Annotated in this window: 24 protein-coding genes; all 24 read left to right on the forward strand. The window is 66.2% G+C overall.

Annotated features, from left to right (window positions below):
* Positions 1 to 81: 81 nt before the first annotated feature.
* The 24 genes from rpsJ to map all read left to right on the forward strand — a co-directional run bounded on the left by rpsJ (position 82) and on the right by map (position 12,924).
* A complete protein-coding gene (gene rpsJ, locus ACYVHU_RS16785) occupies positions 82 to 390 on the forward strand; it encodes a 30S ribosomal protein S10 (protein WP_013156110.1) in 309 nt (102 codons plus the stop codon).
* A gap of 13 nt (positions 391 to 403) precedes the next feature.
* Positions 404 to 1,054 (forward strand): 50S ribosomal protein L3, encoded by a 651-nt coding sequence (gene rplC, locus ACYVHU_RS16790; protein ID WP_078763255.1) that lies wholly within the window; start codon positions 404 to 406, stop codon positions 1,052 to 1,054.
* A gap of 3 nt (positions 1,055 to 1,057) precedes the next feature.
* A complete protein-coding gene (gene rplD, locus ACYVHU_RS16795; RefSeq protein WP_078763256.1) occupies positions 1,058 to 1,729 on the forward strand; it encodes a 50S ribosomal protein L4 in 672 nt (223 codons plus the stop codon).
* Positions 1,726 to 2,016 carry a 50S ribosomal protein L23 gene (gene rplW / locus ACYVHU_RS16800; RefSeq protein ID WP_078763257.1) on the forward strand — a complete coding sequence of 97 codons (291 nt, stop codon included), beginning with the start codon at positions 1,726 to 1,728 and terminating at the stop codon, positions 2,014 to 2,016. Before rplD ends, rplW begins: the two co-directional genes overlap by 4 nt.
* A 54-nt stretch (positions 2,017 to 2,070) precedes the next feature.
* The gene (rplB, locus tag ACYVHU_RS16805) at positions 2,071 to 2,904 is read left to right on the forward strand and encodes a 50S ribosomal protein L2 (RefSeq protein WP_078763258.1); all 834 of its coding nucleotides are present in this window, start codon (positions 2,071 to 2,073) and stop codon (positions 2,902 to 2,904) included.
* A gap of 12 nt (positions 2,905 to 2,916) precedes the next feature.
* On the forward strand, positions 2,917 to 3,195 hold the full coding sequence (gene rpsS / locus ACYVHU_RS16810; protein ID WP_078763259.1) for a 30S ribosomal protein S19: 279 nt from the start codon (positions 2,917 to 2,919) through the stop codon (positions 3,193 to 3,195).
* A gap of 71 nt (positions 3,196 to 3,266) precedes the next feature.
* Positions 3,267 to 3,644, forward strand: a complete 378-nt coding sequence (rplV, locus tag ACYVHU_RS16815) for a 50S ribosomal protein L22 (protein ID WP_078763260.1) — start codon at positions 3,267 to 3,269, stop codon at positions 3,642 to 3,644.
* Complete coding sequence (rpsC, locus tag ACYVHU_RS16820; protein ID WP_078763261.1) at positions 3,644 to 4,459, forward strand: 30S ribosomal protein S3; 816 nt, start codon at positions 3,644 to 3,646, stop codon at positions 4,457 to 4,459. The genes rplV and rpsC overlap by 1 nt, the downstream gene beginning before the upstream one ends.
* A gap of 3 nt (positions 4,460 to 4,462) precedes the next feature.
* The gene (gene rplP, locus ACYVHU_RS16825; RefSeq protein WP_078763262.1) at positions 4,463 to 4,879 is read left to right on the forward strand and encodes a 50S ribosomal protein L16; all 417 of its coding nucleotides are present in this window, start codon (positions 4,463 to 4,465) and stop codon (positions 4,877 to 4,879) included.
* Positions 4,879 to 5,133: a 50S ribosomal protein L29 gene (gene rpmC, locus ACYVHU_RS16830; protein ID WP_078763263.1), complete on the forward strand. Its 255-nt coding sequence runs from the start codon at positions 4,879 to 4,881 to the stop codon at positions 5,131 to 5,133. Before rplP ends, rpmC begins: the two co-directional genes overlap by 1 nt.
* Positions 5,130 to 5,402: a 30S ribosomal protein S17 gene (gene rpsQ / locus ACYVHU_RS16835; protein WP_078763264.1), complete on the forward strand. Its 273-nt coding sequence runs from the start codon at positions 5,130 to 5,132 to the stop codon at positions 5,400 to 5,402. The genes rpmC and rpsQ overlap by 4 nt, the downstream gene beginning before the upstream one ends.
* A gap of 102 nt (positions 5,403 to 5,504) precedes the next feature.
* Entirely contained in the window at positions 5,505 to 5,873 is a 369-nt protein-coding gene (rplN, locus tag ACYVHU_RS16840; protein ID WP_078763265.1) for a 50S ribosomal protein L14, read from the forward strand.
* A gap of 3 nt (positions 5,874 to 5,876) precedes the next feature.
* Positions 5,877 to 6,182 carry a 50S ribosomal protein L24 gene (gene rplX / locus ACYVHU_RS16845; RefSeq protein WP_078763266.1) on the forward strand — a complete coding sequence of 102 codons (306 nt, stop codon included), beginning with the start codon at positions 5,877 to 5,879 and terminating at the stop codon, positions 6,180 to 6,182.
* On the forward strand, positions 6,182 to 6,757 hold the full coding sequence (gene rplE / locus ACYVHU_RS16850) for a 50S ribosomal protein L5 (RefSeq protein ID WP_078763267.1): 576 nt from the start codon (positions 6,182 to 6,184) through the stop codon (positions 6,755 to 6,757). The genes rplX and rplE overlap by 1 nt, the downstream gene beginning before the upstream one ends.
* Before the next feature lie 13 nt (positions 6,758 to 6,770).
* Positions 6,771 to 6,956 (forward strand): type Z 30S ribosomal protein S14, encoded by a 186-nt coding sequence (locus tag ACYVHU_RS16855; RefSeq protein ID WP_078763268.1) that lies wholly within the window; start codon positions 6,771 to 6,773, stop codon positions 6,954 to 6,956.
* A gap of 244 nt (positions 6,957 to 7,200) precedes the next feature.
* Positions 7,201 to 7,599 (forward strand): 30S ribosomal protein S8, encoded by a 399-nt coding sequence (gene rpsH / locus ACYVHU_RS16860; RefSeq protein WP_078763269.1) that lies wholly within the window; start codon positions 7,201 to 7,203, stop codon positions 7,597 to 7,599.
* Positions 7,600 to 7,614: 15 nt separating this feature from the next.
* Entirely contained in the window at positions 7,615 to 8,151 is a 537-nt protein-coding gene (rplF, locus tag ACYVHU_RS16865) for a 50S ribosomal protein L6 (protein WP_078763270.1), read from the forward strand.
* Positions 8,152 to 8,153: 2 nt separating this feature from the next.
* Entirely contained in the window at positions 8,154 to 8,540 is a 387-nt protein-coding gene (gene rplR, locus ACYVHU_RS16870) for a 50S ribosomal protein L18 (protein ID WP_078763271.1), read from the forward strand.
* A gap of 49 nt (positions 8,541 to 8,589) precedes the next feature.
* The gene (gene rpsE / locus ACYVHU_RS16875; RefSeq protein WP_078763272.1) at positions 8,590 to 9,192 is read left to right on the forward strand and encodes a 30S ribosomal protein S5; all 603 of its coding nucleotides are present in this window, start codon (positions 8,590 to 8,592) and stop codon (positions 9,190 to 9,192) included.
* A gap of 3 nt (positions 9,193 to 9,195) precedes the next feature.
* A complete protein-coding gene (rpmD, locus tag ACYVHU_RS16880; RefSeq protein WP_078763273.1) occupies positions 9,196 to 9,381 on the forward strand; it encodes a 50S ribosomal protein L30 in 186 nt (61 codons plus the stop codon).
* Positions 9,378 to 9,842 carry a 50S ribosomal protein L15 gene (gene rplO / locus ACYVHU_RS16885; RefSeq protein ID WP_078763274.1) on the forward strand — a complete coding sequence of 155 codons (465 nt, stop codon included), beginning with the start codon at positions 9,378 to 9,380 and terminating at the stop codon, positions 9,840 to 9,842. The genes rpmD and rplO overlap by 4 nt, the downstream gene beginning before the upstream one ends.
* Positions 9,843 to 10,133: 291 nt before the next feature.
* The gene (gene secY / locus ACYVHU_RS16890; protein ID WP_078763275.1) at positions 10,134 to 11,450 is read left to right on the forward strand and encodes a preprotein translocase subunit SecY; all 1,317 of its coding nucleotides are present in this window, start codon (positions 10,134 to 10,136) and stop codon (positions 11,448 to 11,450) included.
* The gene (locus tag ACYVHU_RS16895; RefSeq protein WP_078763276.1) at positions 11,450 to 12,100 is read left to right on the forward strand and encodes an adenylate kinase; all 651 of its coding nucleotides are present in this window, start codon (positions 11,450 to 11,452) and stop codon (positions 12,098 to 12,100) included. The genes secY and ACYVHU_RS16895 overlap by 1 nt, the downstream gene beginning before the upstream one ends.
* Positions 12,100 to 12,924 (forward strand): type I methionyl aminopeptidase, encoded by an 825-nt coding sequence (gene map / locus ACYVHU_RS16900; protein ID WP_078763277.1) that lies wholly within the window; start codon positions 12,100 to 12,102, stop codon positions 12,922 to 12,924. The genes ACYVHU_RS16895 and map overlap by 1 nt, the downstream gene beginning before the upstream one ends.
* The last annotated feature ends 32 nt before the right edge of the window (positions 12,925 to 12,956 follow it).

Raw genomic sequence — 12,956 nt, forward strand, 5'->3', positions numbered from 1 at the left:
GGGCAGCCCCGGGTCGGACTTAGGGCCGGACACCGGCACCGCGCCTCTACGGACACTGAAGCGAAGGACGAAAAGGCCACCATGGCGGGACAGAAGATCCGCATTCGGCTCAAGGCCTATGACCACGAGGTCATCGACAGCTCGGCGCGCAAGATCGTCGAGACCGTGACGCGAACTGGCGCACAGGTCGCTGGCCCGGTGCCGTTGCCGACGGAAAAGAACGTGTACTGCGTCATCCGCTCGCCGCACAAGTACAAGGACTCGCGCGAGCACTTCGAGATGCGCACGCACAAGCGGCTGATCGACATCATCGACCCGACGCCGAAGACCGTCGACTCGCTCATGCGACTCGACCTTCCGGCCGGCGTCGACATCGAGATCAAGCTTTAAGGGACGCACAGACATGGCCACCAAGCAGATCAAGGGAGTTCTGGGCGAGAAGCTCGGCATGACCCAGGTCTTCGACGACTCGGGCAAGATCGTGCCCGTGACGGTTCTGAAGGCCGGTCCGTGCGTCGTGACTCGCGTCCGCACCCCGGAGACCGACGGCTACTCCGCCGTTCAGCTCGGCTACGGGCACATCAACCCGCGCAAGGTCAACAAGCCGCTGGGCGACTACCTGCGCAAGCACGAGCTTACGCCTCGCCGTCACTACGTCGAGGTCCGCACCGCTGACGCCAGCGAGTACACGCTGGGCCAGGAGCTGACCGCCGAGACCTTCGAGGCCGGCCAGCTCGTCGACGTCACGGGCAAGAGCAAGGGCAAGGGCTTCGCCGGTGTCATGAAGCGCCACGGCTTCCGCGGCCTCAGCGCTACGCACGGCACCCAGCGCAAGCACCGCTCGCCGGGTTCCATCGGCGGCTGCGCCACGCCCGGCCGCGTGTTCAAGGGCCTGCGGATGGCCGGTCGCATGGGCAACGTGCGCAAGACCGTCCAGAACCTCACCGTGTTCTCGGTTGACGCCGAGAAGGGCCTCATTCTGGTCAAGGGTGCGGTTCCCGGCCCCAACGGCGGGCTGGTGCTCGTCCGCACCGCCGCGAAGGGGGACAAGTAAGTCATGGCGACGATCGAGGTCAAGAACCCCGACGGCGCGACCGGCCGGAGCGTCGAGCTCCCGGGTGAGATCTTCGACCAGCAGGTCAACATCCCGCTGATCCACCAGGTCGTGGTCGCGCAGGAGGCTGCCGCCCGCCAGGGTACGCACTCCACGAAGACCCGCGGCGAGGTGCGCGGCGGCGGCAAGAAGCCGTACCGCCAGAAGGGCACCGGTCGTGCCCGGCAGGGCTCCATCCGCGCTCCGCAGTTCACCGGCGGTGGCGTGGTGCACGGCCCCAAGCCGCGCGACTACAGCCAGCGGACGCCCAAGAAGATGAAGGCCGCCGCGCTGCGCGGCGCCCTCTCCGACCGGGCCCGTCACGGCCGCGTGCACGTCATCAGCGAGTTCCTCGCCGAGGACGTCACCACCAAGCGCACCCAGACCGCTCTGAAGGCGCTGCGCCAGGTCACCGAGTCCGACAAGGTCCTCGTTGTCCTCGCCCAGTCCGACGAGCACAACCGGACCGCGCTGCGGAACCTGCCCGAGGTGCACATCCTCGACGCCGGCCAGGTCAACACCTACGACGTCCTGGTCGCCGACGACATCGTGTTCACCGAGAGCGGCTACGACGAGTTCCTGGCTCACGTCCAGGGTGCCTCGAAGACTGCGACGTCTCAGGAGGACGACCAGTGAGGATCCCCGACCCTCGGGACATCATCATCGAACCGGTGATTTCCGAGAAGAGCTACGGCCTGATCGACCAGAACAAGTACACGTTCATCGTCAAGCCCGACGCCAACAAGACGCAGATCAAGATCGCGGTGGAGCAGATCTTCGACGTGAAGGTCACCAGCGTGAACACGATCAACCGTCAGGGCAAGCGCAAGCGCACGCGGTTCGGTTTCGGGAAGCGTCCCGACACCAAGCGCGCGATCGTGAGCCTGCGCGAGGGCGACCGGATCGACATCTTCGGCGTCTGATCCGCCGCCCGACCGCTTCATCTCCAGTAATACGTAGAGGAATGCACGAAGAAGATGGGCATTCGTAAGTACAAGCCGACGACACCGGGTCGTCGTGGCGCCAGCGTGAGCGACTTCGTCGAGATCACGCGGTCGACGCCCGAGAAGTCCCTGGTGCGTCCGCTCCACTCCAAGGGCGGCCGTAACGGCCACGGCCGGATCACCGCTCGCCACCAGGGCGGCGGCCACAAGCGCGCCTACCGTGTCATCGACTTCCGTCGCCACGACAAGGACGGCATCCCGGCCAAGGTCGCGCACATCGAGTACGACCCGAACCGCACCGCGCGGATCGCGCTGCTGCACTACGTGGACGGCGAGAAGCGCTACATCCTGGCGCCGGCCGGCCTCAAGCAGGGCGACCGGATCGAGAACGGCCCCCAGGCCGACATCAAGCCGGGCAACTGCCTCCCGCTGCGCAACATCCCCACGGGTACGTTCGTGCACGCGGTCGAGCTGAAGCCGGGCGGTGGCGCCAAGCTGGGCCGCTCCGCCGGTTCGCAGATCCAGTTGCTCGCCAAGGAGGGCGCCTACGCCACGCTGCGTATGCCCTCCGGTGAAATGCGGCAGGTCGAGGTCACCTGCCGGGCCTCGGTCGGACAGGTCGGCAACGCCGAGCAGTCAAACATCAACTGGGGTAAGGCCGGCCGTATGCGGTGGAAGGGCAAGCGCCCGACCGTCCGCGGTGTCGCGATGAACCCGATCGACCACCCGCACGGTGGTGGTGAGGGCAAGACCTCCGGTGGTCGCCACCCGGTCAGCCCGTGGGGTCAGGCCGAGGGCCGCACCCGCAAGCCCGGCAAGGCCAGCGACCGGCTCATCGTGCGTCGGCGTAGCAAGAAGAAGCGGTAAGGAGCACGTCTGATGCCACGTAGCCTTAAGAAGGGTCCCTTCGTCGACCACCACCTGATCAAGAAGGTGGACGAGCAGAACGAGAAGGGCACCAAGAACGTCATCAAGACGTGGTCCCGCCGCTCGATGATCATCCCCGAGATGATCGGGCACACGATCGCCGTTCACGACGGGCGCAAGCACGTCCCGGTGTTCGTGTCCGAGTCGATGGTCGGCCACAAGCTCGGCGAGTTCGCTCCCACGCGCACTTTCCGCAGCCACGTCAAGGAAGACCGCCGTAGCCGCCGTTAGCGGTTGCATCCAGGAGTAAGAGCCAAGCCCCACGGTGCGTGGGGGTGATTTCCGTGAGCGAGGGAAAAGCGATGGGAACGAGGGCACAAGCACGGTTCGTCCGTGTTACGCCCCGAAAGGCCCGCCGAGTGGTGGACCTTATTCGCGGGCTGCCCGCTGACGAGGCACAGGCGGTGCTCCGGTTCGCGCCCCAGGCGGCGAGCGAACCGGTGGGCAAGGTGCTCGCGAGCGCCATCGCCAATGCCGAGCACAACGACAAGCTGGACCGCGAGACGCTGGTCGTCAGCCGCGCGTGGGTGGACGAGGGTCCGACCCTGAAGCGGATCCGGCCCCGCGGCTTCGGCCGGGCGTTCCGCGTCACCAAGCGGACGAGCCACATCACCGTGGTCGTCGAGCCGCGTGAGACCGCGGGCGCCTCGTCGGCCAAGACGAAGGAAGGGGCCCGATAGTGGGGCAGAAGGTCAACCCGCACGGGTTCCGACTCGGCGTGACCACCGACTTCAAGAGTCGCTGGTACGCGGACAAGCTGTACAAGGACTACGTCAAGGAAGACGTGGCCATCCGCCGGATGCTGAACCGTGGTATGGAGCGCGCCGGGATCTCCAAGGTCGAGATCGAGCGCACCCGTGACCGCGTCCGCGTCGACATCCACACCGCCCGGCCGGGCATCGTCATCGGCCGCCGCGGCGCGGAGGCCGACCGCATCCGCGGCGACCTCGAGAAGCTGACCAAGAAGCAGGTCCAGCTGAACATCCTCGAGGTCAAGAACCCCGAGATCGACGCCCAGCTCGTCGCTCAGGGTGTCGCGGAGCAGCTGTCCAGCCGGGTCGCGTTCCGTCGGGCCATGCGCAAGGCGATGCAGAGCGCGATGAAGAGCGGCGCCAAGGGCATCCGCATCCAGTGCGGTGGCCGTCTCGGTGGCGCTGAGATGTCGCGTTCGGAGTTCTACCGCGAGGGCCGGGTGCCGCTGCACACGCTGCGCGCCGACATCGACTACGGCTTCTTCGAGGCCCGTACGACGTTCGGCCGCATCGGTGTGAAGGTCTGGATCTACAAGGGTGACGCCCCGGCGACCCGGGCCGAGCGCGAGGCCGCCCAGGCGGCCGCGCAGCGTGCCCCGGGCGGTGGCGGTCAGCGCCGCGAGCGTCCGCAGCGCCGCCGTCGTGGTGGCCAGCAGGGCGGCGGCCAGCAGGCCGACGCGAAGTCCAACACGCCGGCTGAGGCGACGCAGGGCGCCGAGAAGTCCGGGAACGAGGGGAGCTGACCAATGCTCATTCCCCGCAAGGTCAAGTACCGCAAGCAGCACCACCCGAGCCTCAAGGGCCGTGCCAAGGGTGGTACGACGGTCAACTTCGGTGAGTACGGCATCCAGGCCCTGGAGTCCGCCTACGTCACCAACCGGCAGATCGAGTCGGCGCGTATCGCGATGACTCGGCACATCCGCCGTGGCGGCAAGGTCTGGATCAACATCTTCCCGGACCGTCCGCTGACCAAGAAGCCCGCCGAGACCCGCATGGGTTCCGGTAAGGGATCCCCGGAGTGGTGGGTCGCTCCGGTCAAGCCCGGACGCGTGATGTTCGAGCTGTCGGGTGTGCCGGAGCCCATCGCCAAGGAGGCGATGCGGCGCGCGATGCACAAGCTCCCGATGAAGTGCAAGTTCGTGAAGCGCGAAGTGGAGGCGTGATGGCGAAGTCCCTGACCGCCCAGGAGCTACGGGACCAGTCCCTGGAGGACCTGGTCACCAAGCTCAAGGAGGCGAAGGAAGAGCTGTTCAACCTCCGCTTCCAGGCCGCCACCGGGCAGCTCGACAACCACGCTCGGCTGCGTACCGTCAAGCGTGAGATCGCTCGGATCTACACGGTCATGCGGGAGCACGAGCTCGGCATCATGCCGTTGGCTGCTGGGTCGGCTGAGAAGACGAAGGAAGCAGCCGAATGAGCGAAGACAAGACCGTGGCTCGCAACTACCGCAAGGTGCGCGAGGGTTACGTCGTCAGCGACAAGATGGACAAGACCGTCGTTGTCGAGGTGGAGGACCGCGTCAAGCACGCGCTGTACGGCAAGGTCATCCGCCGCACCACGAAGTACAAGGCCCACGACGAGGCGAACACCGCCGGCATCGGGGACCGGGTCCGCCTGATGGAGACCCGTCCGCTGTCCGCGACCAAGCGCTGGCGCGTCGTGGAGATCCTGGAGAAGGCTAAGTAAACCCCTGCCTACGGCGGCCGGTTCGTGGAGATCGGCCGCCGAAGGGGTGAGACCACCTAGCAAGCGCGGGAAGTGAACCCGCGCGGTATATCAGGAGCAGACGTGATTCAGCAGGAGTCGCGACTCAAGGTCGCCGACAACACGGGGGCCAAGGAGATCTTGACCATCCGTGTCCTCGGCGGCTCGGGTCGGCGCTACGCGGGCATCGGTGACATCATCGTGGCGACGGTGAAGGACGCCCTTCCCGGCGCGGGCGTGAAGAAGGGCGATGTCGTCAAGGCCGTTGTCGTGCGCACCACCAAGGAGCGCCGCCGGCCCGACGGCTCCTACATCCGCTTCGATGAGAACGCCGCCGTGCTCATCAAGGACGGTGGGGACCCGCGAGGCACTCGTATCTTCGGCCCCGTCGGCCGCGAGCTGCGGGACAAGAAGTTCATGCGCATCATCTCGCTAGCGCCGGAGGTGCTGTAGGCGATGAAGATTAAGAAGGACGACGAGGTCATCGTCATCGCCGGCAAGGACAAGGGTGCCACCGGGAAGGTCCTCAAGGCCCTTCCCAAGGAGCAGCGTGTCATCGTCGAGGGCGTCAACCTCGTTAAGAAGCACAAGAAGGCCAACCAGGCGGGCGGCCAGCGGGGTGAGGTCGTCACCCAGGAAGCATCGATCCACGTGAGCAACGTGGCGATCGTCGAGGACGGCAAGCCCTCCCGCGTCGGTTACCGCTTCGAGGAAGACGGAACCAAGGTTCGGATCTCCCGCCGTACCGGTAAGGACATCTGATGACGGTCACCACTGACGCCGCGGCTCCGGCGATGCCGCGCCTCAAGGAGAAGTACCGTTCCGAGATCATCCCGGCCCTCCGGGAAGAGTTCGAGATCGCCAACATCATGCAGGTCCCCGGTCTGACGAAGATCGTGGTCAACATGGGTGTCGGCGAGGCGGCTCGGGACGCGAAGCTGATCCAGGGCGCCATCGCCGACCTGTCGGCGATCACCGGCCAGAAGCCGCGGATCAACCGGGCGAAGAACTCCATCGCGCAGTTCAAGCTGCGCGAGGGGCAGCCGATCGGCGCCAGCGTCACGCTGCGCGGCGACCGGATGTGGGAGTTCCTCGACCGGCTGCTCTCCCTGGCGCTTCCCCGGATCCGTGACTTCCGCGGGCTCTCCCCGAAGCAGTTCGACGGTCGTGGCAACTACACCTTCGGTCTGACCGAGCAGGTCATGTTCCACGAGGTCGACCCGGACAAGGTCGACCGGCAGCGCGGCATGGACATCACGGTCGTCACCACGGCGACCAACGACGACGAAGGCCGGAGCCTGCTCAAGCGGCTGGGCTTCCCGTTCAAGGAAGCCTGAGGGGTGAAGACGGATGGCTAAGAAGGCTCTGATCGCCAAGGCGAACCGGAAGCAGAAGTTCGAGGTTCGCGCATATACTCGTTGTTCGCGCTGCGGTCGCCCGCGTTCGGTCTTCCGGAAGTTCGGCCTGTGCCGCATCTGCTTCCGTGAGATGGCGCACCGGGGCGAGCTGCCCGGCATCACCAAGTCCAGCTGGTAGTACTCGTGCGGCCGGCCCTTCAGGGCCGGCCCCCCGGGTCCTGGTAGGGCCGAGCGTTGCAACGAAGCGGACGGTGGGACACCTCCGCTGTACAGAGAAAAATCGACCGGGCACGGTGCCTGAACCGGCACGGTGCCCATGACCACGCCGTAGGTCCTAGAGGAACCTCCGCACAGACGGGGGAACAGGCTCAAAGGGAAAGTCTGTCCTTGGGGAAACCGCGGTGAGGAAGGGCCAATCGGCCATGACGATGACCGACCCGATCGCAGACATGCTCACGCGTCTGCGTAACGCGAATTCGGCATATCACGACAGTGTGACCATGCCGTATTCCAAGATCAAGGCTCACATCGCCGAGATCCTCCAGCAGGAGGGTTACGTCCAGGGCTGGCGCACCGAAGAGGCCGCGGTTGGACAGAACCTCGTGGTGGACCTGAAGTACGGGCCCACGCGTGAGCGTTCCATCGCCGGCGTCCGTCGGGTCTCCAAGCCGGGTCTGCGGGTCTACGCGAAGAAGGACAACCTTCCGCGAGTCCTGGGTGGCCTCGGTGTGGCCATCATTTCGACGTCCGGTGGCCTGATGACCGACAAGCAGGCCAAGAAGCGCGGCGTGGGCGGCGAAGTCCTCGCCTACGTCTGGTAAGGGAGAGATTTCAGCATGTCGCGTATCGGTCGACTGCCGATCTCGGTCCCGAAGGGCGTCGAAGTCACGATTGACGGGCAAGACGTCAAAGTCAAGGGGCCGAAGGGCGAACTGAAGCACACGGTCGCCGCGCCGATCACCGTCTCGCAGGAGGACGGTCAGATCAAGGTCGCGCGTCCGGACGACAAGCCCGAGAACCGCTCGCTGCACGGCCTGACCCGTGCGCTGATCGCCAACCTGATCGAGGGCGTCTCCAAGGGCTACAGCAAGACCCTGGAGATCCACGGCGTGGGTTACCGCGTCCAGGCCAAGGGCTCCAACCTGGAGTTCTCCCTGGGCTACAGCCACCCGGTCGTGGTCGAGCCCCCGGAGGGCATCAGCTTCCGGGTCGAGAAGCCGACCCTGCTGCACGTCGACGGGATCGACAAGCAGCTCGTGGGTCAGGTCGCGGCCAACATCCGGAGCCTGCGCAAGCCCGACCCCTACAAGGCCAAGGGCGTGCGCTACCAGGGTGAGTACATCCGCCGCAAGGCCGGAAAGGCTGGTAAGTAAGCATGGCGAAGAGCTCGACGGCTGTCCGCAAGGGTACGGCCTCGCGCGCGGCTTCCCGTGCGCGGCGGCACCTGCGGGTCCGCAAGAAGATCTCGGGTACGCCCGCGCGGCCGCGTCTGGTCGTCACCCGCTCCTCCAAGCACATGATCGCCCAGATCGTGGACGACACCAAGGGCATCACCCTGGTCTCGGCCTCGACCATGGACCCGAGCATCCGCGGCGAAGAGGGCAAGAAGTCCGAGAAGTCGCAGAAGACGGGTGCGCTGCTCGCGCAGCGTGCCAAGGACGCCGGCATCACGGCGGTCGTCTTCGACCGTGGCGGTTACCGCTACCACGGCCGCATCGCCGCCCTGGCCGAGGGCGCGCGTGCGGGCGGTCTGGAGTTCTAGTGATGACTCCGACCAAGAGCATTTTCATCGACGGGAAGAGGAACCACTGATGGCTGCAGCTCCGCGGCGCGGCGCCGGTGGCGAGCGGCGTGACCGCCGTGACGATCGCCGCGGCGGCGCCGCAGACAAGGGTGTCTCCTACATCGAACGTGTGGTGACCATTAACCGGGTCGCCAAGGTCGTCAAGGGCGGCCGCCGCTTCAGCTTCACCGCCCTGGTCGTCGTCGGCGACGGCAACGGCATGGTCGGTGTCGGCTACGGCAAGGCCAAGGAAGTCCCGGCGGCGATCGCCAAGGGCGTCGAAGAGGCCAAGAAGAACTTCTTCAGGGTCCCCCGGATCCAGGGCACCATCGTGCACCAGGTCCAGGGCGAGGACGCCGCCGGCGTCGTCCTGCTCCGTCCGGCCGCTCCCGGTACCGGTGTTATCGCCGGTGGCCCGGTCCGCGCCGTCCTGGAGTGCGCCGGCATCCACGACATTCTGAGCAAGTCGCTCGGTTCGTCGAACCCGATCAACATCGTTCACGCCACGGTGGCAGCGCTCAAGGGCCTGAACCGTCCCGAGGAGATCGCGGCCCGCCGCGGTCTGCCGATCGAGGACGTCGCTCCGGCCGCGATGCTGCGCGCTCGTGCGGAAGCGAAGGCGGGGGCCTAGATCATGGCGAAGCTGAAGATCACGCAGGTCCGCTCGAAGATCGGCGGCAAGCAGAAGCAGCGTGACACTCTGCGCTCGCTCGGGCTCGGTCGGATCGGCTCGTCCGTCATCCGCGAGGACCGTCCCGAGGTTCGTGGGCAGATCAATGTCGTCACGCACCTCGTCACCGTCGAGGAGGTCAGCGAATGAGCGACTACTCTCCCGACCAGCTGCTCAAGATCCACCACCTGCGCCCGGCCCCGGGTGCCAACAAGTCGAAGATCCGTAAGGGTCGCGGCGAGGCGTCCAAGGGCAAGACCGCGGGTCGTGGCACCAAGGGCACCAAGGCTCGTTCCACCGTTCCCGTCGGCTTCGAGGGTGGCCAGATGCCGCTCATCCGCCGGGTTCCCAAGCTCAAGGGCTTCAGCAACGCCCGGTTCAAGACGACCTACCAGGTCGTGAACCTGGACAAGCTGGCCGAGCTGTACCCGGAGGGTGGCGAGGTCACCGTCGACAGCCTTGTGGCCAAGGGCGCGGTTCGCAAGAACCAGCTCGTCAAGGTCCTGGGCACCGGCGAGATCTCCGTGGCCGTCCAGGTGAGCGCGAACGCGTTCTCCGCCTCCGCCAAGGAGAAGATCGAGGCGGCCGGCGGTTCGGTCACCGAGCTGTAGGGGCGACCCCCACGTGGGCTCACGGGGCGTCTGCCGGGCACACCACACGCGAGTGCGGTGCCGGCGGGCGCCCTTGTCGCGTTCCGCGGAGGGTGCGCCGGAAGGGCGTTCCCGCAGCGTAGGGGCGTTCTTCCTGCCAAGCTCCCGAATGGCTGTTAAAGTTCCATCTGCTTACCAAGAAACTACCGGGGCTCAGGGTGAACGCCCTGCGCTGACGTTCAACGACGATCCAGGATCGGCCGCGATGTCTCGAAACGGTTCCGCCGCCGCCGAAGCCTCGCAGGAGGAGACGTGCTAAGAGCGTTCGTCCGTGCGTTCCGCACGCCTGACCTGCGCAACAAGCTGCTGTTCACCATATTCATCCTGACGATCTTCCGGCTCGGTTCGGTCATTCCCGCGCCGGGTATCGACAATGCGGCCATCAAGCAGTGTCTCCAGGGTGTCCAGGCCGGCGATTCCGCGGGCCTGTACTCGCTGATCAACCTGTTCAGTGGTGGCGCACTGCTCCAGCTCGCCGTGTTCGCCCTGGGCATCATGCCCTACATCACCGCGAGCATCATCTTGAACCTGCTCACGGTGGTCATCCCGCGCCTGGAGACCCTGAAGAAGGAGGGCCAGGCGGGGCAGGCCAAGATCACGCAGTACACGCGCTATCTCACGGTCGCGCTGGCGGTCCTGCAGTCGACGAGCATCATCGCCATGGCCCGCACCGGGCAGCTGTTCCAGAACGCCTGTGTGCCCAGCTCCTACATGCCGCAGCAGGACCCGCTGACCCTCATCACGATGGTCTTCGTCATGACCGGCGGTACCTGCATCATCATGTGGTTCGGTGAGCTCATCACCGAGCGCGGCGTGGGCAACGGCATGTCGCTGCTGATCTTCACCCAGATCGTCGCGATGTTCCCGTCCTCCATGATGCGCATCTGGGAGGAGCAGGGGCCGTGGGTGTTCGCGATCATCGTGGTCGCGGGCCTGATCCTCATGGCCGGGGTCGTGTTCATCGAGCAGGCCCAGCGTCGCATCCCGGTCCAGTACGCCAAGCGGATGGTGGGTCGCCGCATGTACGGCGGCAGCTCCACCTACATCCCGCTGAAGGTGAACCAGGCGGGTGTCATCCCGGTCATCTTCGCCTCGTCGCTGCTGTACCTGCCGCAGCTGGTCATCGGCCTGCTGGGCAACGACACGAACAACTCGGTGGTGAACTTCCTCTCCACCTACTTCAACCCCAACGGCACCCACCCGGTCTACATGGTCACGTTCTTCTTGCTGATCGTGGGTTTCGCCTTCTTCTACGTGGCCATCACCTTCAACCCCGCTGAAGTCGCGGACAACATGAAGAAGTACGGTGGTTTCATCCCGGGCATCCGTCCGGGGCGTCCGACCGCCGAGTACCTCGACTACGTGTTGACCCGGCTGACGACCCCCGGCGCGCTCTACCTGGGTGTGATCGCCCTACTGCCGATGCTGGCCCTCGGAGCCTCCGGGGCCGCGGGGAACTTCCCGTTCGGTGGTACGAGCATCCTGATCATGGTCGGTGTCGGGCTGGACACGGTGAAGCAGATCGAGAGTCACCTCCAGCAGAGGAACTACGAAGGTTTTCTGCGATAGTGCGTGCCGTATTGGTGGGACCTCCGGGAGCCGGTAAGGGCACCCAGGCCCAAATCTTGGCGTCAGAGTTGTCGATTCCGAAGGTGTCCACCGGGGACATCTTCCGTGCCAACGTCAGCGGTGGCACAGAACTGGGTAAGCAGGCCAAGGCCTTCATGGACCGCGGTGACCTCGTCCCCGACGAGGTCACCAACGCGATGGTCCGTGACCGGCTGGCCGAGAAGGATGCGCAGAACGGGTTCCTGCTCGACGGGTTCCCGCGCAACGTCGCGCAGGCCGAGACCCTCAACAAGATGTTGCAGGAGATGGGCCGGAGCCTGGACGTGGTGCTGGAGCTCAAGGTCGACGAGGAGGAGGTCGTCCGTCGTCTCTCCGGACGACGGACCTGCCGTTCCTGCGGCCACGTCCAGCACGTCGTCTACAACCCGCCGGCGACGGAGGGCGTCTGCGACTCCTGCGGGGGTGAGCTCTTCCAGCGCGATGACGACCGCGAGGAGACCATCCGCCACCGTCTGGACGTTTACCGGGAACAGACCGCCCCCCTGGTGTCCTTCTACGAGAAGGAGGGCATCCTCGTGGCGATCACGGCCACCGGCACCGTGGAAGAGGTCACGGAGCGCGCCCTGGCCGCTCTCAAGGGCAAGGATTGATGTTTCGCAAAGGGCAAGACGCGGTGCAGCTGAAGTCGAAGGCTGAGATCGCGAAAATGCGGGCCGCGGGCCGGATCGTGGCCCGCACCCTTGACACGCTGCGCGCGGCGGTCCGTCCGGGCATGACCACGCTCGACCTCGACGCCATCGCCGAGCGCAGCATCCGTGACGCGGGGGCCGTGCCGTCCTTCAAGGGCTACCACGGCTTCCCCGGTTCCATCTGCGCCTCGGTCAACGAGGAGGTCGTCCACGGCATCCCCAGCGCCACCAGGGTGCTGGCCGAGGGCGACATCATCGCCATCGACTGCGGGGCCATCCTCGACGGCTGGCACGGCGACTCCGCGATCACGGTCGCGGTCGGCGAGGTCTCCGACGAGGACCGCACGGTGATGGAGGTGTGCGAGGAGGCGATGTGGCAGGGCATCCTCGCCACCCGCGCGGGCAACCGCCTGGGGGACATCGGGCACGCCATCGAGACCGCCATCAACACGCGCGGCCGTTACGGCAACGTCCAGGAGTACGGCGGCCACGGCATCGGCACCGAGATGCACATGGAACCGCATGTCCTCAACTACGGCCGGCCCAACCGCGGTATCAAGCTGGTCGAGGGGATGTGCCTGGCGATCGAGCCCATGGTGAACCTCGGCACCCGGCACGTCCTCCAGCTCGACGACGGGTGGACGGTCGTCACCCGCGACGGGAAGCGTTCGGCACACTTCGAGCACTCGGTGGCCATCACCGAGGACGGCCCGCTCGTGTTGACCGCGCGTGAGGAGAACCGGGAGACCATCGCCCGCCTGGGGCTGCCCGACCCGGGGTTCTGAGTCCTCAGGAGCCGGACCGAAGGGTGCGCCGC

It is taken from the genome of Marinactinospora endophytica, assembly GCF_054780875.1.